The organism is Daejeonella oryzae DSM 19973 (genome assembly GCF_000422945.1).
Classification (GTDB): domain Bacteria; phylum Bacteroidota; class Bacteroidia; order Sphingobacteriales; family Sphingobacteriaceae; genus Daejeonella; species Daejeonella oryzae.
On sequence record NZ_KE383964.1, the window covers coordinates 169,479 to 190,140 of the forward strand.

The window sequence follows — 20,662 nt, forward strand, 5'->3', positions numbered from 1 at the left end:
TATTTTTTTAAATGAAAGATTATATAAAAATTGACGAGTGGAATATTATAGAAGAAGGATTTGATCCGCATCTGAATAAGATTTCTGAAAGTATATTCAGCCTTGGTAATGGCCGCATGGGCCAACGGGCAAATTTTGAAGAAACATATACTGGAGAAACTCTGCCCGGAAATTACGTAGCCGGGGTTTATTACCCCGACAAAACCCGTGTGGGATGGTGGAAAAATGGATATCCGGAATATTTTGCCAAAGTTTTAAATGCAGCAAACTGGGTTGGCATCGATGTTAAAATCGATTATGAAACTCTGGATCTGAATCATTGTAAAGTGATCGGGTTTAAGCGGATTCTGAATATGAAAGAAGGATATCTGGAGCGTTCTTTTACTGCTGAATTAAAAAGTGGAAAACAGGTATTAATTAATGCACGTCGTTTTTGCAGCATTGTGGATGATGAAGCCGGAGCGATTCGATACAGCATAACGCCTTTAAATTTTTCGGGGACTTTAAGCATAACTTCCTCTATTGACGGCGATGTAAAAAATCAGGACGCAAATTATGACGAGAAGTTTTGGGATGAAGTAAATAAAGAAACTCATCATGGGAATGCATTTTTAACTATGCGTACCAAGAAAACCGGCTTTCATGTATGTACAGGCATGAAAATGAGTATTCAGCAGGATGGCGAGCCTGTTGAATTTTCATCAACGCCGGTTGAAAAAGAAAAATACGTTGCTAATAAGATATCTCTGGAAGTTAAAGAGAGCCAGGAAACCGTGATTTTTAAGTTTGCAGCAAACCTTTCTTCAGAAAATCACGATAAAGAAAATCTGGTCCAAAATTGTAAAGAGCTTATCGAGAGGATTTCGGCTAAAGGTTTCGCTTTAATGATGCAGGAGCAGGCTCAGGCATGGGCTGATAAATGGGTTGAAAGCGATATTGTTATTGAAGGAGATGTCTCTGCTCAGCAGGCTATCCGCTTTAATATTTTCCAGTTAAATCAAACGTACACAGGTGAAGATGCCCGTTTAAACATTGGTCCGAAAGGATTTACCGGTGAAAAATACGGGGGTTCTACCTATTGGGATACAGAGGCGTATTGTGTGCCGTTTTATCTGGCTACGGCCGATGAACAGGTAACAAAAAACCTATTGATTTACCGGTACAAGCAATTGGATAAAGCTATTGAAAATGCTGAAAAGCTAGGATTTTCCAATGGTGCGGCATTATACCCGATGGTTACCATGAATGGGGAAGAATGCCATAATGAATGGGAAATTACTTTCGAAGAAATTCATAGAAATGGTGCAATAGCTTTTGCAATCTTTAATTACATCCGGTACACCGGTGATGAAAGCTATTTAAATGATTACGGACTCGAGGTTTTAATTGCCATTGCTCGTTTTTGGGCACAACGCGTTAACTGGAGCGAAGAGCGTAAGCAGTATGTAATGCTTGGTGTTACAGGCCCTAATGAATACGAAAATAATGTAAATAATAACTGGTACACCAATACTATTGCCAGCTGGAGCATCCAGTACGCTGTAAAAGCTATGGAAATAGTTCAGAAAAATGCACCTGAAAAATATAGCTCCATTCTTAAAAAAGTGAATTTTAATGTGGAATCTGAATCATCCAAATGGAAGCATATAATTTCAAATATGTATTACCCTCAGGATAGAGACCTCGGTATTTTCCTGCAGCAGGATGGATATTTAGACAAGGAGCAAATCCTGGTTAAAGATCTTCCTGCTTCTGCCCGTCCATTAAATCAGAAATGGAGCTGGGACCGTATTCTTCGGTCATGCTATATAAAACAGGCAGATGTTTTACAGGGATTGTATTTCTTTGAAGAGAACTACGACATTGAAACTCTACGTCGGAATTTTGACTTTTACGAGCCGCGTACAGTTCATGAAAGTTCCTTGTCGCCATGTGTTCATTCTATTTTAGCTGCCAAATTGGGCGACCACGAGCGGGCATACGAATTTTATGTTCGAACCGCCCGTTTAGATTTGGATGATTATAATAATGATACAGAAGATGGTTGTCACATAACCTCCATGGCCGGAACATGGATGAGTGTTGTGGAAGGCTTCGGCGGAATGAGGGTTCAAAATAATCAGCTGGTATTTAATCCCTTTCTGCCTAAACAATGGAAATCGTTTTCATTTAAAGTCGGCTTCCGCGGAGCATTATTAACCATCAAAGTGGATAAAGAAGGAGTTCAAATCAGCAATCAGTCAAAGCAGGATATACAAGTCCTGGTTTACAACAAGCATTTTGAAATAAGCGCACATACACAAATCCTGGCATTTAATGAGTCTCAAAAATAAAATTGCAATCATTACCGGAGCTTCCAGAGGTATTGGCAAAGCCATTGCTCAAAATCTGGCAAAGGATGGCGTGCATGTTATTCTAACAGCCCGCAATCAGCAGGATTTAAATGAAGCTGTTGAATCAATTGGCCGCGAAGGTGGTAAAGCCACGGCATTTTCTTTGGATATAAGTGATGAAAAAGCTGTAGGAAATTTCATTGATCAAATAAAAAAGATTACTGATTCCGTGGATATACTGATCAATAATGCCGGAATTGGAAGTTTTGCCCCGGTTACAGAAACGGAAACTCAGTTTTGGGATCAGGTAATGGATGTGAATGTAAAAGGTACTTTTTTAATGTGCAAGCATTTAGTGCCTGTTATGCAAAAACAAAAGCATGGCCACATTGTAAACATTGCTTCGGATGTTGCTAAAAGAACATTTGCAGAAGGAGCAATGTATTGTGCTAGTAAATATGCACAGGATGCATTCTCATCTGCTTTAAGAAAAGAAGTTCGCCAGAATAATATAAAAGTGAGTGTAGTTTATCCCGGGAAGGTAGAAACCTATTTTAATAATAGTATTCCGGGTGTTAATGAAGATCATCACCGTCTGCATCCGGATGACATAGCTGGTTCAGTAAATTATATTTTATCAGCTCCCTTGCATGTTGTAATTGATGAATTAATGATTCATCCAATCTCACAGGATTATTAATTCAGCTTTTATGAAGAAAAAATTTTACCCATACATATTATCAACTATGCTGGTAGCGGGATCATGTTCTCCTATCGTGCAGAAGAATACAACAATGGACACAACTACTACTAAAGAAGAAATCACGGATCATAAACTGGTAATTTACCAGATGATGGTTCGTCTTTTTGGCAATAAAAATACAAACAATAAATTTTACGGTTCCCGTGATGAAAACGGTGTTGGTAAATTTAATGATGTAACTGATAAAGCCTTAGATGAATTAAAGAAACTGGGAATCTCGCATGTGTGGTACACGGGTATTTTAGAACATGCTACCATGACCGATTATACTTCATTCGGAATAAAAATGGACGATCCGGATATTGTCAAAGGCATTGCCGGTTCACCGTATGCAATTAAGGATTACTATGATGTAGATCCGGATCTGGCTGTGAGCGTTCCAAACCGGATGACCGAATTTGAGTCTCTGGTTTCCAGAACGCATAATCACGGAATGAAATTATTGATCGATTTTATTCCAAATCATGTGGCACGTACCTACAATTCAGATTCAAAGCCCGCTGGTGTTGCTGATTTTGGTGAAAACGATGATAAGAGTAAAGCGTTCGATCCTATGAACGATTTTTACTATCTGCCCGGAAAGGCATTTGTAGTTCCTCAGGGAACCAATGCTGGTGGTGATGGCTTTAATCACCCGATGAAAGATGGACGTTTCGATGAAAATCCTGCACGTGTTACAGGTAATAATGTTTTTTCGGAATCTCCATCATTAAATGACTGGTCAGAAACCATCAAATTAAATTACGGGGTAGATAATCAGGGAAACCAGAATCATTTTGATCCAATTCCTCCGGTTTGGAATAAAATGCGTGATATTTTAATTTTCTGGGCCAATAAAAATGTAGATGGGTTTCGCTGTGATGTTGCCGAAATGGTTCCGGTAGAATTTTGGAACTGGGTAATTCCCGAAGTAAAAAAAGTAAAACCGGAGATTATTTTTATTGCAGAAGCGTATAATCCGCAGGAATATCAAAAGTTTCTGACAGTTGGAAAATTTGATTATCTGTATGATAAAGTTGGATTATATGATGGTTTAAAACGCTTAATCAAGAATGAAGATCATGCAGATGTTAAAGACATTACGCATGTATGGAGCGTAGAAAGTAAGGGATTCTCTTCAAGAATGGTTCGGTTTCTTGAAAATCACGACGAGGAAAGAATTGCTTCCACCGGATTTGCTCAAAATCCATGGCTGGCTAAACCTGCAATGGTAATAAGCGCCACTTTATCAAGCAGTCCGGTCATGATTTATTTCGGCCAGGAAGTTGGTGAACCTGCACATCAGGCAGAAGGTTTTGGCGGAGAAGATAACCGCACTACAATTTTTGATTACTGGGGAGTTCCCAATCATCAAAAATGGATGAACAATGGCGCTTTTGACGGAGCTGGTTTAAATTCAGATCAAAATGAACTCAGGAATTTTTATAAAACCCTGTTGAATATTATCCGGATAGATAATCCTCTAAGAACGGGTGAGTTTTTAGAATTAACTGACCAGCAGAATTTTTCCAATCGCAATTATGCATACCTCCGCTTTACAAATAATCAACAAACCCTAGTAATTGCAAACTTTGACCGGGAAAAGATACTGGATACCACGATCAGTTTTCCGGATGAGTTTCTAATACGTATGAAAGGGATTAAGACTAATAATTTTCAATTCCGTAATTTGTTAACCGGAGAAACATTTACAATCAGAGATCTTTCAAGAGGAATTCCGGTGATGGTAAAACCATCTGATGCATGGATTTTAAGTTTTTAATAATACATTAAACTAATTTTAACCAACTAACCTTAACCCGAAACCAATTTATGAGTAATTTTTTTAAGCCAAAGCTTTCCTTTTGGCAACTATGGAATATGAGCTTTGGATTTTTCGGAATCCAGTTTGGTTTTGCTCTTCAAAATGCAAATACCAGCCGTATATTTTCAACTCTGGGTGCATCCCCGGATGATTTGCCGCTTTTCTGGCTGGCTGCTCCGGTTACCGGCTTATTGGTTCAACCTATTGTTGGTTATTTAAGTGATAATACATGGCATCCTTTCTGGGGTCGCCGCCGTCCTTTCTTCTTTATTGGAGCTGTATTAGCCGCTATTGCATTATTTTTGATGCCTAATTCCACTGTTTTATGGATGGCTGTTGCCGTGCTTTGGTTAATGGACGCATCGATAAATATTTCTATGGAACCCTTCAGAGCTTTTGTTGGTGATAAATTAAATCCCGGACAGCAAACCGCAGGTTTTGCTATGCAAACTTTTTTTATAGGATGCGGCGCTGTAATCGCATCATTACTTCCCACCATATTTTCAGAAGGATTTGGAGTAAGTAATTCAGCAGCAGATGGAACAATTCCGGACTCTGTGAGGTATTCATTTTATATTGGTGGTCTGATTTTTCTGCTTTCTGTTATGTGGACAGTATTTACAACTGATGAATTTCCGCCTGAGAATTTAGAAAAATTTAAAGAAGAGCGTAAAAATTCCGGTGGAATTGGTAAAGCCTTTTCTGAAATTATAGGCGGTTTTGGCAAAATGCCAAAAACTATGATTCAGCTGGCTTTTGTTCAGTTTTTTACCTGGGTTGCCTTGTTTTCTATGTGGATCTACACAACTTCGGCTGTAGCCGATAATGTTTTCAATACAACCGATGCGCAATCTCCGGCCTATCAGGAAGCGGGTAACTGGGTGGGAACCATGTTTGCAGTTTATAATGGGGTTTCAGCTTTGGCAGCATTTCTGCTTCCGGTAATTGCCAGATCAACCAGCAGGAAATTTGTGCACCTTATTTGTTTGATTATTGGCGGTTTAAGTTTAGCCAGTATTTTCATGATTACTCAAAAAGAGTTATTGATCATTCCGATGATTGGGGTAGGAATTGCCTGGGCAAGTGTATTAACAATGCCTTATTCCATTTTAGCAGGAGCCTTGCCTTCTAATAAGATGGGCTATTACATGGGTGTTTTCAATTTCTTTATTGTAATTCCTCAAATTGTAAGCGGATTATTACTGGGATTTTTAACCCAGCATTTTTTTGCCGGGCACACCGTTAAAACAATAATGCTGGGCGGTTTTTGTATGGTATTGGCAGGTATATTAACCCTGTTTGTTAAAGATGAGCATGGTGTTGCAGAAAAAGTGGTGCCGGCTCCCACAGTAATTTAAAATGTATGGAAGGGAATAAACCTCTGGTGACAGATGATGTGAATATTGAAAAATTGGAAGAGGCAGTTCAGCACCTGAATAACCCTGTTCTCAATCTGCAGCCAATTGTAAAGAAATATTTAACCCGTGTTACAGAAGTAAAACAGGATCAGAATAATTTTTATTTTTCGGATGGAGATGCTAAGGTAGAAGTACGTGTAGTAAGTGATGAGATCATCCGTATTAAACTTGCTCCGCATGGAGTGTTTTTAGAGGAATTTTCTTACGCAGTTGTTCAACCCGAACTTAGAGTCACTGTTTTTAAGCTGACCGAAACAGAGGATACTTATCAGGTCTCAACCAATATGGTTACCTGTATTATTCAGAAAAAGGATTTTTTAATCTCCTTTGCGGATAATGAAGATCGCTTAATTAACGAAGATTTAACTCCCATGCATTGGGAAGAGAATACAGAATTTGGTGGTTATTATGTTTATTCTACCAAATCCTGTCATGCTTCAGAAAACTTTTTCGGACTTGGAGATAAGGCAACTGAATTCAACATCCGCGGAAAGCGGTTTACCAACTGGAATACAGATGCCTATTCCTTTTCTAAAGGTCAGGATCCATTATATCGCACAATCCCTTTTTATATTGGGATTCGGGAAGGAGTAAGCTACGGGATTTTCTTTGATAATACCTTCCGTTCTCATTTTGATTTTGCCCACCAGGAGAATAATAAAACAAGTTTTTGGGCCGATGGTGGAGAAATGCAATATTATTATATCCACGGTCCTCATATGATGGATGTGGTTAAACGCTATCATACATTAACCGGAACCCATCCAATGCCTGCAAAGTGGGCTTTGGGTTATCATCAGTGCCGTTGGAGTTATTACCCCGAAGTTAAAGTAAAGGACGTTGCCCGTAATTTCCGCGAACGCAAAATTCCTTGTGATGCTTTATATCTGGATATTGATTACATGGACGGATACCGCTGTTTTACCTGGAACAAAAAGCATTTTCCTGATCCAAAGCGGATGATCAAAGAGTTAGCCGATGATGGGTTTAAAACTGTTGTAATTATTGACCCGGGAATTCGGGTGGATGATAACTACTGGGTTTTTAAAGAAGGTAAGGCTAATAATTATTTTTGCCGCCGTTGCGATGATTACTTTATGGAAGGTCATGTATGGCCCGGACGCTGTCAGTTTCCGGATTTTACGAACCCAAAAGTACGCGAATGGTGGGGAGGATTATTTAAGGAACTGGTAGAAGTTGGCGTGGCTGGAGTTTGGAACGACATGAATGAGCCTGCTGTTTTTGGTTCAGGAACTTTCCCGGATGATGTCCGCCATAACTATGATGGTTTTCGCGGTTCACACCGCAAAGCGCATAATATATACGGAATGCAAATGGTGCGTTCAACGTACGACGGCTTAAAAAAGCATCAGAAAAATAAACGTCCTTTTACAATTACCCGTGCAGGATATTCAGGAATGCAGCGGTACACCTCTGTTTGGACCGGTGATAACGTGGCCTCATGGGAGCATTTAAAGCTGGGAAATATTCAGTGCCAGCGTCTTTCTATTTCAGGGGTTTCTTTTTGCGGAACAGATATAGGTGGTTTCAGCGGCGAGCCGGATGCAGAATTGTTTACCCGCTGGATTCAATTGGGTGTATTTTCTCCATTTATGCGGGCGCATTCTGCGGGAGATACAAAAGAACGTGAACCATGGAGTTTCGGACCTGAATTTGAAATTATAAACCGCAAGTTTATTGAGCTCAGGTACCGGCTGATGCCATATATTTACTCTGCTTTCTGGGAGCATCACCGTTACGGATTCCCTATTTTAAGACCCGTAGTGATGCATGAGCAGGAAAATATTTCCAATCATTACAGAGAAGACGAATTTAGTTTCGGAGATAAGATTTTGGTTGCGCCGGTTATGGAACCCGGATCAGAATCTAAGAACGTGTATCTTCCTCCGGGTAAATGGTATCATTTCTGGACTCACCAGTTACTCGATGGCGGTAAAGAACATCACATTCATGCGCCTATTGATAGCATGCCCGTTTTTGTGAAAGCCGGGTCAGTTCTGCCAGAGTATCCTGTTATGCAGTATGTAAATGAGATTGAGATAACCGAAGTTTGGTTAAATATTTACTATTCTGATTATGAAGTTAACTCATTCTTGTATGAAGATCATGGAGATACATTTGCTTACGAACAGGACATTTACCTTGAAAAGAAGTTTATCGTTCGCGGTGATTCGAAATCGCTGGTGTTAAAGCAGAGTATTGAAGGCATGTTTACTCCTCAATATGAATCTTATGATTATAATGTAATAGGTCTGCCGTTTCAGGTGAGCCGCATTACTGTTGATGGTCATGAAATCAACGATTTTCATATAGATGAAAAAGGTTGCCTACGATTTAAGTCGAATAAAAATTTTAAGAGAATCCAGATTTTTGCCTCATAGTCTGATCTTTTGCATAAAACTTTAAACCTTCAAATAATTAGGTTAACTTAATCACAGTTATCGTCATCCTGAGTTATTTCCTTAATTTAACTCAGGATGATTATAAGTGAAAATGGTTAAGACCCAATTATATGGCTAAAAAAGTTAATCCTGCAAAGTCCAATCCAGCAACAGCTACTCCAGAAGAAAGGGAGTTAAGCTATTACACCCGCTTTACCGATTTCGATATAAACCTGTTTAAGGCTGGAAAGCATTACAAACTGTATGAAAAATTAGGATCTCATGTTGTTGAACATGAAGGTGCAAAGGGAACTTATTTTGCTGTTTGGGCACCTAATGCCCGGTCAGTAAATTTAATGGCAGGTTTCAATGGCTGGGATCGCAACTCCCTGCCTATGAAAGTCCGCTGGGATGGCTCCGGTATCTGGGAGATATTTGTTCCGCATACTGGAAATGGCGATCTCTATAAATATTTCATTATTCCTCATGATGGAGATGAGCTGGAAAAAGGAGATCCTTTTGCCCTGAGATGGGAAGAGCCGCCTCTCACTGCATCAATGGTTTGGGATACCTGGTATGAGTGGAATGATCAGAAATGGATGAAAAACCGGTTCGAGAAAAACGGACTGAACAAACCGTTTTCGGTGTACGAAATTCATTTTGGTTCCTGGGCCCGCGGACTTGAATCTCCGGATGAGTTTTTAAGTTACAGGGATATGGCAGCAAAGCTGATTCCGTATATGGAAGAAATGAATTTTACTCATGTAGAATTTATGCCCATTATGGAACACCCGTTTTCCCCCTCCTGGGGATACCAGGTAACCGGTTATTTTTCACCATCCTCACGCTTCGGGACACCTCAGGATTTTATGTTTCTGATAGAATCTCTCCACAATCATGGCATAGGAGTTATTCTTGACTGGGTTCCATCGCATTTTCCGGGCGATGCACATGGCTTGTATCGCTTTGATGGAAGCCATTTATTCGAACATGCAGATATGCGCAAAGGCTTTCATCCGGATTGGAAATCGTATATTTTTAATTACGGAAGAAATGAAATACGGGCTTTTTTAATTAGCAATGCCATTTTTTGGTTAGACCGGTATCATGCCGACGGAATTCGGGTGGATGCGGTTGCCTCCATGCTCTATCTGGATTATTCACGTAAAGCAGGAGAGTGGGTTCCCAATGAAGAGGGCGGCAGGGAAAACCTCGAGGCAATAAGCTTTTTAAAAGAATTTAATGAAGTGGTCTACGCTAATTTTCCGGATGTTCAAACTATTGCCGAAGAATCAACTGCTTTTCCCGGTGTAAGCAAGCCAACCTTTTTGGGCGGACTGGGTTTTGGCATGAAATGGATGATGGGATGGATGAATGATACTATTAGCTATTTCGAGCAGGATCCATATTTCAGAAGATATTATCATTCAAAAATAACTTTTAGTACTGAGTATGCTTTTACGGAAAACTTTATGCTTCCGCTTTCTCATGATGAGGTAGTTCATGGAAAAGGTTCCCTTTTAAATAAAATGCCGGGTGATGAATGGCAGAAATTTGCAAATCTTCGCTTGCTTTACTTATATATGTTCACTCATCCGGGAACGAAATTATTATTCATGGGGAATGAAATCGGGCAAAGCAAAGAGTGGACCCATGACCATTCCATAGACTGGCATTTGCTAGAGCATGCTCCTCACCAGGGTTTAAAAGAATTTGTTAAAAACTTAAATAAAGTTTACCGGGATCAGCCTGGTTTATATCAAAAAAGTTTTACTTCAGATGGATTTGAGTGGATTGAAAATACTGATGCAGAAGCCTCTGTACTTGTTTATCTGAGAAAGGGAAACCTGGTTGAAGATGAATTGCTCATTGTCCTGAATATGACACCTGTTCCGAGGGATGGCTATCGCGTAGGCGCACCGTTAAAAGGAAAATGGCAAGTTATTTTAAATTCGGATATGTTATCGTTCTACGGTAGCGGAATTTATCAGGATGAAATTTATACCACAGAGGCAATTGCCTGGCAGGGTAAACCGCAGTCTATCGTTCTAAATTTGCCTCCTTTATCCGGACTTATTTTAAAACAAGTTTAATTATAACCATAAAACGAATAACCTATTTAAGTTTTAGAACCTGCTTTATTATTCACAGCTTAAATTTTATTACGATGAAATATTTGTTAGTGCTATTATGCTCGATTTTAATGATTACATCCTGTAAACAGAAAACAGAAATGTCTTTGCAGGAATATTTTTTATCTGCTGATAGTGGAGTACAGAGTGGTGGGGTAAAAATGGTTGAAGTAAAAACGCCAAAAGGAAATTTTAAAGTATGGACAAAACGGATCGGCAATAATCCACGGATAAAGGTTTTGCTGTTGCATGGTGGTCCGGCCATGACGCATGAATATATGGAATGTTTTGAAAGCTTCTTTCCCCAACAGGGTTTCGAACTGATAGAGTATGATCAGTTAGGATCTTATTACAGTGATCAGCCCCAGGACAGTACTTTGTGGACTACAGAAAGATTTGTTGAAGAAGTGGAGCAGGTTCGCCAGGCCTTAAACATGAACAAAGAGAATTTTTATCTTTTAGGAAATTCGTGGGGCGGGATTCTGGCAATGGAGTATGCATTAAAATACCAGGAAAACTTAAAAGGCATGATCATTTGCAATATGATGGCAAGTATCCCAGATTATGAAAAATATAATGGTGTTTTGCGAAAGCAGATGAGGGCTTCCCTGGTCGATTCCCTTCAGTCATATGAAGACCGTAACATGTATAAAGATTCCACCTACCAGTCGCTTATTTTCAGTGAATATTACAGTAAGCATATTTGTCGTTTGCCTGTTTGGCCCGATCCGGTAATGCGGAGTTTTAAACATTTAAATGAAGAAATATACGTCATGATGCAGGGGCCAAGTGAATTTAAAACCGGAGGCCGGTTAATTAAGTGGGATCGAAAATCTGATTTGAATAAGATTAAAATTCCCACCTTAACGGTAGGAGCAAAATATGATTCTATGGATCCGGAACATATGAAATGGATGAGTACTCAAGTTGAAAACGGTCGTTATTTATATTGTCCCAACGGTAGCCATTTAGCCATGTGGGATGATCAGCAAACGTTTATGAATGGTGTAATTAAATTTATTAAAGATGTTGATGATGGGAGTTTTAAAAAGGAAAATTAGAATCTGATTTACACTGTTATTAATTTAGTTGTTGAAATATCCTGATCTAAATTAAATTGCATAAAAAGCCGTTCATCTGTTAAGATAAACGGCTTTGTGTTTTAACAAAAATTATTTTACTGAAGATACATGCTGAACCAGATCAATAAGCTTGCTAGAATATCCCCATTCGTTATCATACCATGATACGATTTTAACGAAATTATCATTTAATGCGATACCTGCATTTGCATCGAAAATGGATGTACGTGCATCACCCAGAAAATCAGTAGAAACCACATCATCCTCTGTATATCCTAAAATTCCTTTAAGCTCGCCTTCTGAAGCATCTTTCATTGCTTTTTTAATATCCTCATAAGAAGCTCCTTTTTCCAGACGAACAGTCAGATCAACAACCGAAACATCAGCAACAGGAACACGAAAAGCCATTCCTGTTAATTTCCCTTTTAATTCAGGGATTACCAAGACAACTGCTTTTGCGGCACCGGTTGATGAAGGAATGATATTTTGAAAAGCCCCGCGGCCACCACGCCAGTCTTTAGCAGAAGGACCGTCAACAGTTTTTTGAGTAGCTGTTACGGCATGAATAGTGGTCATTAAACCTTCCACAATTCCGAATTTGTCATTCAAAACTTTTGCAATAGGAGCAAGGCAATTAGTAGTGCATGATGCATTAGAAACGATATTCTGATCGGCTTTTAAGTTTTTATGGTTTACACCCATTACAAATGTTGGGGTATCATCCTTTGCAGGAGCAGATAGAACTACTTTTTTTGCGCCGGCCTGAATATGCTTTTGTGCATCAGCCTGCGTTAAAAACAATCCGGTACATTCAATGATTACTTCAGCATCTACTTCATTCCACTTTAAGTTTGCCGGATCTTTCTCAGCGGTTACGCGGATTGATTTTCCGTTAACTACTAAATTTCCGTCTTTAACTTCAACAGTACCCTTAAACGATCCATGAGTTGAATCGTATTTAAGCATATAGGCCATATAATCCGGCTCTACCAAATCATTTATACCAACAATTTCTACACCTTCACGCTCAATTGCAGCTCTGAAAGCTAAACGGCCTATCCGGCCAAATCCATTTATTCCAATCTTCATATTATATTTTGTTAAAATAATAAGTTAATACATTATATATAGGTTCTTTAATTACAGTTGATATGCTTAAGTGATTGCTACTGGCAACTTCATGCAACCAATTTTCGAAATTTGCAGCAACTGTTCCTACTATATGAATAGGAACGAGCGGATATTGTTTTTTTAATGGGAGAATATACGTTTGAAAATAATTGTTAAAGCCATTGCAAACCAGTTTTTTTACAAAAGGATCGAGGCGGTTTTCGATCAGAAAATCTACAAACGAACTCAGAAATAGTGCCGGCTGTTTTTGCCTGTAAATTTTGTCCAGAATTTGTTTTCTGTCCAGGTCGTATTTTTTTCTAAACTTTTGTTCAAGCTCTTCAGGCAATGTTTCATTAAGAAAAGATTTAAGCAACATTTTGCCCATATCATTTGAAGAGCCTTCATCTGCAAGAATATAACCGAGTCCAAAATTATTTGCTTTTACTTTTTTACCATCAAAATAAGCAGCGTTCGAACCGCTTCCTAAAACTCCCACTATTCCCGGCTGATCATTACAGCTTGCAAGAGCAGCGGCGTACAGATCATTTTCTACAACAATTTTTCCAAATCTAAAAAACTTAGTAAAAGCAGTTGCTACAATATCTTTGCGCTCTTTAGAAGATGCTCCAGCACCAAAGAAATAAATCTGTTTGATTTTTTCTGCATAGTTTATAAGCTCTGAGTTTTTATGTAAGATGTTTTGAATAAACTTCTCATCATTTAAGAAGGGATTAATTCCAGGAGTTTTAAATTCTGAACTTATACCACCTTTTTCAGCCAGCTGCCAATGTGCATACCTGGATCCGCTATAAACTATTGCAATCATATTAAATGGATAAAATAGTTGAAAGTTCCATTAAATCTTCCTCAAGTTTAAATTCGTGTAAATTTAGAGCCTCGTGTAAATCAGTTAACGCTATAGAATTGCCTCTAATTCCCACAATTTTTCTAGTATCTCCATTTATCAAAGCTTTAACTGCGGCATATCCAAAACGACATGCCAATACCCGGTCAAAGCTGCTGGGACTTCCACCACGCTGCAGATGTCCTAGGATAGTAACCTTGGCATCATAAAAATCAAACTTTTCTTTTACCCGTTTGGCAACGTCATATGCACCGCCGTTTTTATCACCTTCGGCAACAATTACAATACTGGATGATTTTTTATTTTTTGCACCGGTTTCCAGTTTTTTAATCAGTTCATCAATCGCAGTGTCTCGTTCTGGAAGTAAAATGGCCTCTGCCCCGCCTGCAATTCCAGATCTGAGTGCAATACATCCTGAATCTCTACCCATTACCTCAATAAAAAACAAGCGATCGTGTGATGCTGCTGTATCTCTTATTTTATCAATCGCTTCAATAACAGTGTTATTAGCGGTATCAAAACCCAGAGTAAAATCAGTTCCGTATAAATCATTATCAATTGTGCCCGGAATACAGATTACAGGGATGTCATATTTTTCGGAAAAAATTTCTGCCCCGGTGGCTGTTCCATCACCGCCGATAGCAATGAGCGAATCAATACCATGAGAACGAAGATTTTTATACGCTTTTTCTCTGCCTTCGGGAGTTAAAAATTCCATGCACCGGGCAGTTTTAAGAATGGTTCCTCCAAGGTGGATTATGTTACTAACCGACCGGGCGTCCATATCCCAAAAATTTTTATTTATCATTCCCTGATATCCCTGGCGGATACCAACCACTTCTTTTCCTAAGTATATACCAGAGCGAACCACGGCTCTAATACAGGCGTTCATTCCAGGAGCGTCGCCACCCGAAGTAAATACACCGATTTTATTTATAGCTGCCAATAATTTTTTTTTAAGTACGAATATAAGGTGTAATTATTACACTAAGTAGTTTTTGTAAAAAATTTCTCCCATATTAGTAATCCGTTATATATTTAACGATTAAAACCCTAATGAATTTTGGAAACTATATTACCTAAATTTGATTCTGTATTTTCTATTGACTGTGTAATTTTCGGCTTTGATGAAGGAGAGTTAAAAATACTATTAATTGAGCGTAATGTAGAACCTTTTATAGATTGGTGGGCATTGCCGGGTTATTTGGTCGAAGAAAATGAAAGTTTAGATCATGCTGCCGAACGGATATTATATGAATTAACTGGCTTACGGGATATTTATATGGATCAGTTTTATACTTTCGGTGATGTTGACAGACATCCTCAGGGTCGTGTAGTAACTGTTGCATATTATGCAATGTTAAGGCTTAATGGTCCGAAAGAATTAAAACCTGTTACTTCTTACGCACGCCGGGCAGTTTGGATTCCAATAAAAGACCTTCCTAAATTAGCTTTTGATCATGCAAAGATTTTTGAACGTGGATTTTTAAAGATCAGAAATAAAATCACCTACCAGCCAATCGCTTTTGAATTACTTCCAGAAAAATTTACTCTAACCCAGCTCCAGCATTTGTATGAAGTTATTTTGAATAAAAGTTTAGATAAAAGAAACTTTCGAAAGAAAATGCTCAATTACGGCATTTTAAAAGAACTTGATGAGAAACAAAAAGGCGTGTCGTACAGGGCTGCTAAATTATACAAGTTTGATAAAAGAAAGTATGCACGGCTTTTTCAGAAGGAACTTACTTTTGGTAAATAACCATCTTTTCATAACCATTTAATTTTCTGAGAAAAGGCCTGAGTAATATCAGGCCTTTTATATTATAACTAATTCTGCCATTATTATCAATTAATAGTTTTTGACATCTAAAGTCATTGGTTAAAATTATTTTTTCTTGATTTTTTGACAAAAGTTATGTGATTAATAAATTAGTTTTTATGTAACTTGAATTTATTAATTTTCTAACTCAGTTAAGTATAATCAAATCGAGATATACAGTGGTGTAATTAAATGGCTGATAAATAAAAATACTTGCGTTAAACTATTTAATAACGGTGAAAAAAAAGGCTTAAGACAGCGATAAAAAATTATTGTTTATTCTTTGTGTAATAAGTACAATTACTTAACTTTATATTAATGAGCATTTTGAAATAGTCCAACCTATAATTATTTTACCCTAAACACTAACCTATTATGAACTTAAAATTTTTACTATCGAGGTCTCTCTTTGGTATAGTTCTAATTCTGCTGGTAAATTCTGTATTTGCACAGAATGTTACTATCTCCGGATTAGTAACTGACAGCAAGGATAAGGAACCCTTAATTGGAGTATCTGTTAAAGTTAAAGGAACTCCCAGCGGCACCAGTACAGGTGCTGATGGAACTTTCCGGCTTTCTGTGCCCGATAATTCTGCTACACTGGTTTTTTCCTATTTGGGATATAATAATCTGGAAGTGGCAATTAGCGGTAGAACAACTATTAATGTATCGCTTGACCCCAGCAGCACTTCGTTAAGCGAGGTGGTTGTAATAGGTTACGGCACTCAAAAAGTAAAAGATGCAACAGGATCCGTATCCTCAATTGGAACAAAAGAATTCAATAAAGGAGTTATTGCTTCACCTGAGCAATTGTTACAAGGTAGAGTGGCGGGTGTTCAGGTAACGCCGGCAAGTGGTGAACCCGGATCCGGAGCGACTATTAATATACGTGGAACCAGCTCTATTCGTGCGGGAAATGGTCCATTGTATGTTGTGGATGGGGTTCCTTTAGATGGTGGTGGTACATCCGGCGGACTAGATGCTGGTGCGGGTACTTCTTCAGCAAGAAATCCTTTGTCATTTATTAATCCTAGTGATATTGAGAATATCAGTATTTTGAAAGATGCGTCAGCATCTGCTATTTACGGATCAAGGGGAGCTAACGGGGTAGTGTTAATTACTACCCGAAAAGGCTCGTCTTCTCAGGGAATTCAATTTGGGGCAAATACCAGTATTTCAACAGTAGCCAAAAGATACGACTTATTAAATGCGGGTCAGTTCTTACCTGCAGTAGCTGCTACTGGCGCAGATGCAACTGCTGTTAATTTTGGTGGTGAAACAAACTGGCAGGATGAAATTTTCAGAACAGGAGTTTCCCAGAATTATAATTTAGGATTCGGAGGTGCAAAAGGTGCCTCATCATATCGTGCCTCTTTTAGCTATGATAATCAAAACGGAACAATTAAAAATTCCGGGTTACAGCGTTTGACAGGACGTTTAAATGCCTCTCAGATGTTATTAAGCGATAAAATTAAGTTAGATCTCCAGTTTACTGCATCTAATATCAAAAATGATTTTGCTCCTATATCAGACAATGCAGGTTTTGAAGGTAGTTTAATTGGTGCAGTTCTTCAGGCTAATCCAACAGTACCTGTCAGAAATCCGAACGGAACCTTCTTCGATACAAAAGCCGGAGGTTTCAGAAATCCGGTTGCTATGCTTGAATTGATTGACGATACGGATAATATAAACAGATACCTTGGTAATTTTAGTGCCTCTTATACTTTTGTGAAAAATCTTACTTATAAAGGTACAATTGGTATTGATGAATCAAAAGCCGTAAGAACAACCTACCTTGATCCAAACCTCACCGGATATACTGGTGGTCAGAATATTAGAGGAATAAATATTAATCAGGTTACAGGTAACGGACGCGGAATTGTTCAAAATTTGCAACTTTCCTCTTACATTACAGAGCACACACTAAACTATGATAAGCAATTAAGTAATAGCAGTTCTTTAAATATTTTAGGAGGATTTTCTTATCAGCAATTCAAAACTAATCCATTAAATGAAGTAGCGTATACGACTTCAACTCCCAATGTATTAGTTAAGGATATGAATTCTTTTACGAACAGATTGCCACTTTTCGGAGATAGCACCAAATCAGAGTTGCAATCTTTCTTCGGACGTGCTAACTACAATCTGAACGATAAGTATTTATTTACAGCAACTGTACGTACGGATGGTTCCTCTAAATTTGGAGAAAATAATAAATACGCCACTTTTCCAGCATTCGCTGTTAAATGGAAAATTATGAATGAAAGTTTTGCACCAAAAGAATCTTTTGATGATCTGAGCCTTCGATTAAATTTTGGTATAACCGGTAACCAGGAATTTCCTGCATATGCTTCATTAGCTATTAAACAAGCTAATTTTAACGGTAGTTCTAATACTATAACCGCTGCCAGTCCTGATTTGAAATGGGAAACTACTACTCAGTATGGTGCGGGTATAGATTTCGCCATTTTGAAAAACAAATTGTCTGGAACTCTGGATTATTTTAATAAATCAACAGAAGATCTATTATTCCTACAGGATTATGCACAGCCTGCAGCAATCCCCAGAAGATGGGTAAACTTACCTGGTAAAGTAATTAACTCAGGTCTGGAACTTGGTTTGAATCTTGATGCTGTAAGAAATTCCGGTTTCTCATGGGAAGTAATGTATAACATGACGATTCTTAAAAACGAAGTAAAAGACTTTGGTAATAGAAACGTGATCACGGGTAATATCGACGGACAGGGATTATCTGGTGCATATGCGCAGATAATCACAAACGGTCAGCCTCTTGCTTCCTTTAATGTTCCAATTTTTGGTGGATATGATGCAAATGGATTAGGAATCTATCCAAATGCTGATGCTGGTACAATTCTTGGAAGTGCAATTCCTACGTTTACCGCTGGTTTAACCAATAATTTTAGTTTTGGCAAGTTTACTGCAAGCATTTTCCTGAATGCTGCCACAGGATTTTACATTTACAACAACACAGCCAATGCTTATTTTCTTAAGGGAAATTTAGTAACCGGTAGAAATGTCACTACTGAAGTTGCAAATAGTAATGAGAATCCACTTAACTCGGGTGAAGTTTCATCACGATTTCTGGAAAAAGGCGACTTTTTAAGACTGTCTAATGCAAACCTTGGATATACTTTTGACGTAACTAATATGAAGACAATTAAAAGTTTACGTCTTTCTTTGTCAGGTCAGAATTTATTCCTGATTACCAATTATTCAGGTATAGATCCGGAAATTAACACGAATAAGCAAAGAAACGGAGTGCCTTCACGAGGAATTGACTATACCGCATATCCAAGCGCTCGTACATTTACTCTTGGTTTAAATGCAGGCTTTTAATATTAAAGGATAAAGAAAATGAAAAAGATAATCACAAAAATTTCTGCTTTGGCCGGTATAGCTTTAGTCCTGTCTGCCGCTAGTTGCACGAAGCTGGATGAAGAAACCTTTGGGTCAAGATCTATTGATGAAGGTGGTGCTGCTACAGCAGCAAGTTTACAGGGCGTTTATGACCAATTGAATGGTCAAACAGATCAGGCGAACACATATGCTTTACAGGAACATTCCACTGATGAAATGATGGGACCAACCCGTGGAACTGACTGGGGTGATTTTGGTACCTGGCGCAAGTTACATCAGCATACCTGGGATCCTTCGCATAATCAAATTAATGATACCTGGGATCAGTTAAATACAGGAGTTTACCGGGCAACACAAGTTGTTGATGGGGCTACAGATGTTTCTATAAAAGCTCAGGCAAGTTTTTTAAGAGCCTGGTTTATGTTTCAGGTAACTGATCTTTTTGGTCAGCAACCATACAGAGATCCTAAAAGCGCTCCAGATGAAAATCCTGAGGTTAAGACCCGTACAGAAGCTACCGACTTTATAATTAAAGATTTAGAGTTTGCTGAAGCCAACTTAGGAACAGCTACTCTCGGAAAGGCGAGTAAAGCAGCAGCTCAGGCGCTTTTAGCAAAAGTTTATCTGAATAGAGCAGTGTATAATGCTGCTACAGTAGGCGGACCTTTTACATTTGCTAAAGCAGATATGGATAAGGTGATTGAGTATGCTAATAAAATTACTGCCGCAGGAAGCTTTCAATTAGCCAGTTCAGGAAAATATTTTGATAATTTTTCATGGGATAACGCAACCTTATCAAAAGAAATAATTTTTGGTATTGAGAATACAGATGTTCAAGCACCAGGTACTACAAGAAATCGTTGGAGAATGGGACTGCACTATAATCAAACGCCTGACGGATGGAATGGATTTACCACTTTAGCTGATTTTTATAAATCATTCGAAGCAGGTGATGAGCGTAGAGGGGGAGATTATCCTGGATTAACTGATAAAATTGGATTAAAGACTGGTTTTTTAATTGGTCAGCAATTTGGTCCGGGTAATGTAGCTTTGAAACAAAGAGGCGGACAACCATTAGTATTTACTGAAAATGTGAATATTAATTTCTCTACAGAAGCCCAGGGTATCAGGGTTATCAAATACTTTCCAAAGCCAACCGCAGATAATAAAGTTAATGATGACCAAGCAGGTAATGATTATATTTTCCTGAGATATGCAGATGTTATGCTTATGAAAGCAGAGGCAATTTTAAGAGGCGGAACAGATCCAAACGGTCAGACAGCGCTTGCAATTGTAAATGCTATTCGTACGCCGCGTGGAGCTACTGCATTAACTTCAGTTGACGAAGCCACTTTACTTGCTGAAAGAGGTCGTGAGTTATATTATGAAGGCTGGAGAAGAAATGATCAGATACGTTTCGGAACATTTAATAATCCGGTTGATCAGCGTCCAAATGCCTCTGATAAAACACGGACTTTGTATCCAATTCCACAGCGTGCAGTTGATACAAATCCTAACTTGAAACAAAATCCTGGATATTAATTTCTGATTTA

General features: G+C 38.4%; 13 protein-coding genes. 10 read left to right on the plus strand and 3 right to left on the minus strand.

Annotated elements, in window-relative coordinates; genetic code table 11:
• Positions 1-11 precede the first annotated feature (11 nt).
• From G521_RS0113925 to G521_RS0113955, 7 genes are all read left to right on the plus strand, one after another.
• Positions 12-2,333 carry a glycoside hydrolase family 65 protein gene (locus G521_RS0113925; protein WP_026899065.1) on the plus strand — a complete coding sequence of 774 codons (2,322 nt, stop codon included), beginning with the start codon at positions 12-14 and terminating at the stop codon, positions 2,331-2,333.
• Positions 2,317-3,033, plus strand: a complete 717-nt coding sequence (locus G521_RS0113930) for an SDR family oxidoreductase (protein ID WP_026899066.1) — start codon at positions 2,317-2,319, stop codon at positions 3,031-3,033. The genes G521_RS0113925 and G521_RS0113930 overlap by 17 nt, the downstream gene beginning before the upstream one ends.
• 10 nt (positions 3,034-3,043) lie before the next feature.
• Positions 3,044-4,858: an alpha-amylase family protein gene (locus G521_RS17355; protein ID WP_036679427.1), complete on the plus strand. Its 1,815-nt coding sequence runs from the start codon at positions 3,044-3,046 to the stop codon at positions 4,856-4,858.
• 50 nt (positions 4,859-4,908) lie between these two features.
• Positions 4,909-6,258: an MFS transporter gene (locus G521_RS0113940; RefSeq protein WP_026899067.1), complete on the plus strand. Its 1,350-nt coding sequence runs from the start codon at positions 4,909-4,911 to the stop codon at positions 6,256-6,258.
• Positions 6,259-6,263: 5 nt separating this feature from the next.
• The gene (locus tag G521_RS0113945) at positions 6,264-8,720 is read left to right on the plus strand and encodes a glycoside hydrolase family 31 protein (RefSeq protein WP_026899068.1); all 2,457 of its coding nucleotides are present in this window, start codon (positions 6,264-6,266) and stop codon (positions 8,718-8,720) included.
• Positions 8,721-8,851: 131 nt separating this feature from the next.
• The gene (glgB, locus tag G521_RS0113950; protein ID WP_026899069.1) at positions 8,852-10,813 is read left to right on the plus strand and encodes a 1,4-alpha-glucan branching protein GlgB; all 1,962 of its coding nucleotides are present in this window, start codon (positions 8,852-8,854) and stop codon (positions 10,811-10,813) included.
• 74 nt (positions 10,814-10,887) lie between these two features.
• Positions 10,888-11,913 carry a proline iminopeptidase-family hydrolase gene (locus tag G521_RS0113955; RefSeq protein WP_026899070.1) on the plus strand — a complete coding sequence of 342 codons (1,026 nt, stop codon included), beginning with the start codon at positions 10,888-10,890 and terminating at the stop codon, positions 11,911-11,913.
• Positions 11,914-12,024: 111 nt separating this feature from the next.
• On the opposite strand, the gene gap is transcribed toward G521_RS0113955, so the two are convergent.
• Genes gap through pfkA form a run of 3 tightly spaced genes read right to left on the minus strand, consistent with a single transcriptional unit; the run spans position 12,025 to position 14,858 of the window.
• Positions 12,025-13,023: a type I glyceraldehyde-3-phosphate dehydrogenase gene (gene gap, locus G521_RS0113960; RefSeq protein ID WP_026899071.1), complete on the minus strand. Its 999-nt coding sequence runs from the start codon at positions 13,021-13,023 to the stop codon at positions 12,025-12,027.
• A 1-nt stretch (position 13,024) separates the two neighbouring features.
• Positions 13,025-13,873: a hypothetical protein gene (locus G521_RS0113965; RefSeq protein WP_026899072.1), complete on the minus strand. Its 849-nt coding sequence runs from the start codon at positions 13,871-13,873 to the stop codon at positions 13,025-13,027.
• A gap of 1 nt (position 13,874) precedes the next feature.
• Positions 13,875-14,858, minus strand: a complete 984-nt coding sequence (gene pfkA / locus G521_RS0113970; RefSeq protein WP_026899073.1) for a 6-phosphofructokinase — start codon at positions 14,856-14,858, stop codon at positions 13,875-13,877.
• 117 nt (positions 14,859-14,975) lie between these two features.
• Here pfkA and G521_RS0113975 point away from each other — a divergent pair, with 117 nt between their 5' ends.
• The 3 genes from G521_RS0113975 to G521_RS0113990 all read left to right on the plus strand — a co-directional run bounded on the left by G521_RS0113975 (position 14,976) and on the right by G521_RS0113990 (position 20,651).
• Complete coding sequence (locus G521_RS0113975; RefSeq protein WP_051189770.1) at positions 14,976-15,671, plus strand: NUDIX hydrolase; 696 nt, start codon at positions 14,976-14,978, stop codon at positions 15,669-15,671.
• A gap of 435 nt (positions 15,672-16,106) precedes the next feature.
• Positions 16,107-19,088, plus strand: a complete 2,982-nt coding sequence (locus tag G521_RS0113985; RefSeq protein ID WP_051189771.1) for a SusC/RagA family TonB-linked outer membrane protein — start codon at positions 16,107-16,109, stop codon at positions 19,086-19,088.
• Between the two features lie 18 nt (positions 19,089-19,106).
• Positions 19,107-20,651: a RagB/SusD family nutrient uptake outer membrane protein gene (locus tag G521_RS0113990; protein ID WP_026899076.1), complete on the plus strand. Its 1,545-nt coding sequence runs from the start codon at positions 19,107-19,109 to the stop codon at positions 20,649-20,651.
• The last annotated feature ends 11 nt before the right edge of the window (positions 20,652-20,662 follow it).

What these genes read in the sequence shown, in the direction of transcription:
- G521_RS0113930 (WP_026899066.1), top strand. Translation starts at nt 2,317, where the DNA reads ATGAGTCTCAAAAATAAAATTGCAATCATTACCGGAGCTTCCAGAGGT.
- G521_RS17355 (WP_036679427.1), top strand. Translation starts at nt 3,044, where the DNA reads ATGAAGAAAAAATTTTACCCATACATATTATCAACTATGCTGGTAGCG.
- G521_RS0113925 (WP_026899065.1), top strand. Translation starts at nt 12, where the DNA reads ATGAAAGATTATATAAAAATTGACGAGTGGAATATTATAGAAGAAGGA.
- glgB (WP_026899069.1), top strand. Translation starts at nt 8,852, where the DNA reads ATGGCTAAAAAAGTTAATCCTGCAAAGTCCAATCCAGCAACAGCTACT.
- G521_RS0113945 (WP_026899068.1), top strand. Translation starts at nt 6,264, where the DNA reads ATGGAAGGGAATAAACCTCTGGTGACAGATGATGTGAATATTGAAAAA.
- G521_RS0113940 (WP_026899067.1), top strand. Translation starts at nt 4,909, where the DNA reads ATGAGTAATTTTTTTAAGCCAAAGCTTTCCTTTTGGCAACTATGGAAT.
- gap (WP_026899071.1), bottom strand. Translation starts at nt 13,023, where the DNA reads ATGAAGATTGGAATAAATGGATTTGGCCGGATAGGCCGTTTAGCTTTC.
- G521_RS0113965 (WP_026899072.1), bottom strand. Translation starts at nt 13,873, where the DNA reads ATGATTGCAATAGTTTATAGCGGATCCAGGTATGCACATTGGCAGCTG.
- G521_RS0113955 (WP_026899070.1), top strand. Translation starts at nt 10,888, where the DNA reads ATGAAATATTTGTTAGTGCTATTATGCTCGATTTTAATGATTACATCC.
- G521_RS0113990 (WP_026899076.1), top strand. Translation starts at nt 19,107, where the DNA reads ATGAAAAAGATAATCACAAAAATTTCTGCTTTGGCCGGTATAGCTTTA.
- G521_RS0113985 (WP_051189771.1), top strand. Translation starts at nt 16,107, where the DNA reads ATGAACTTAAAATTTTTACTATCGAGGTCTCTCTTTGGTATAGTTCTA.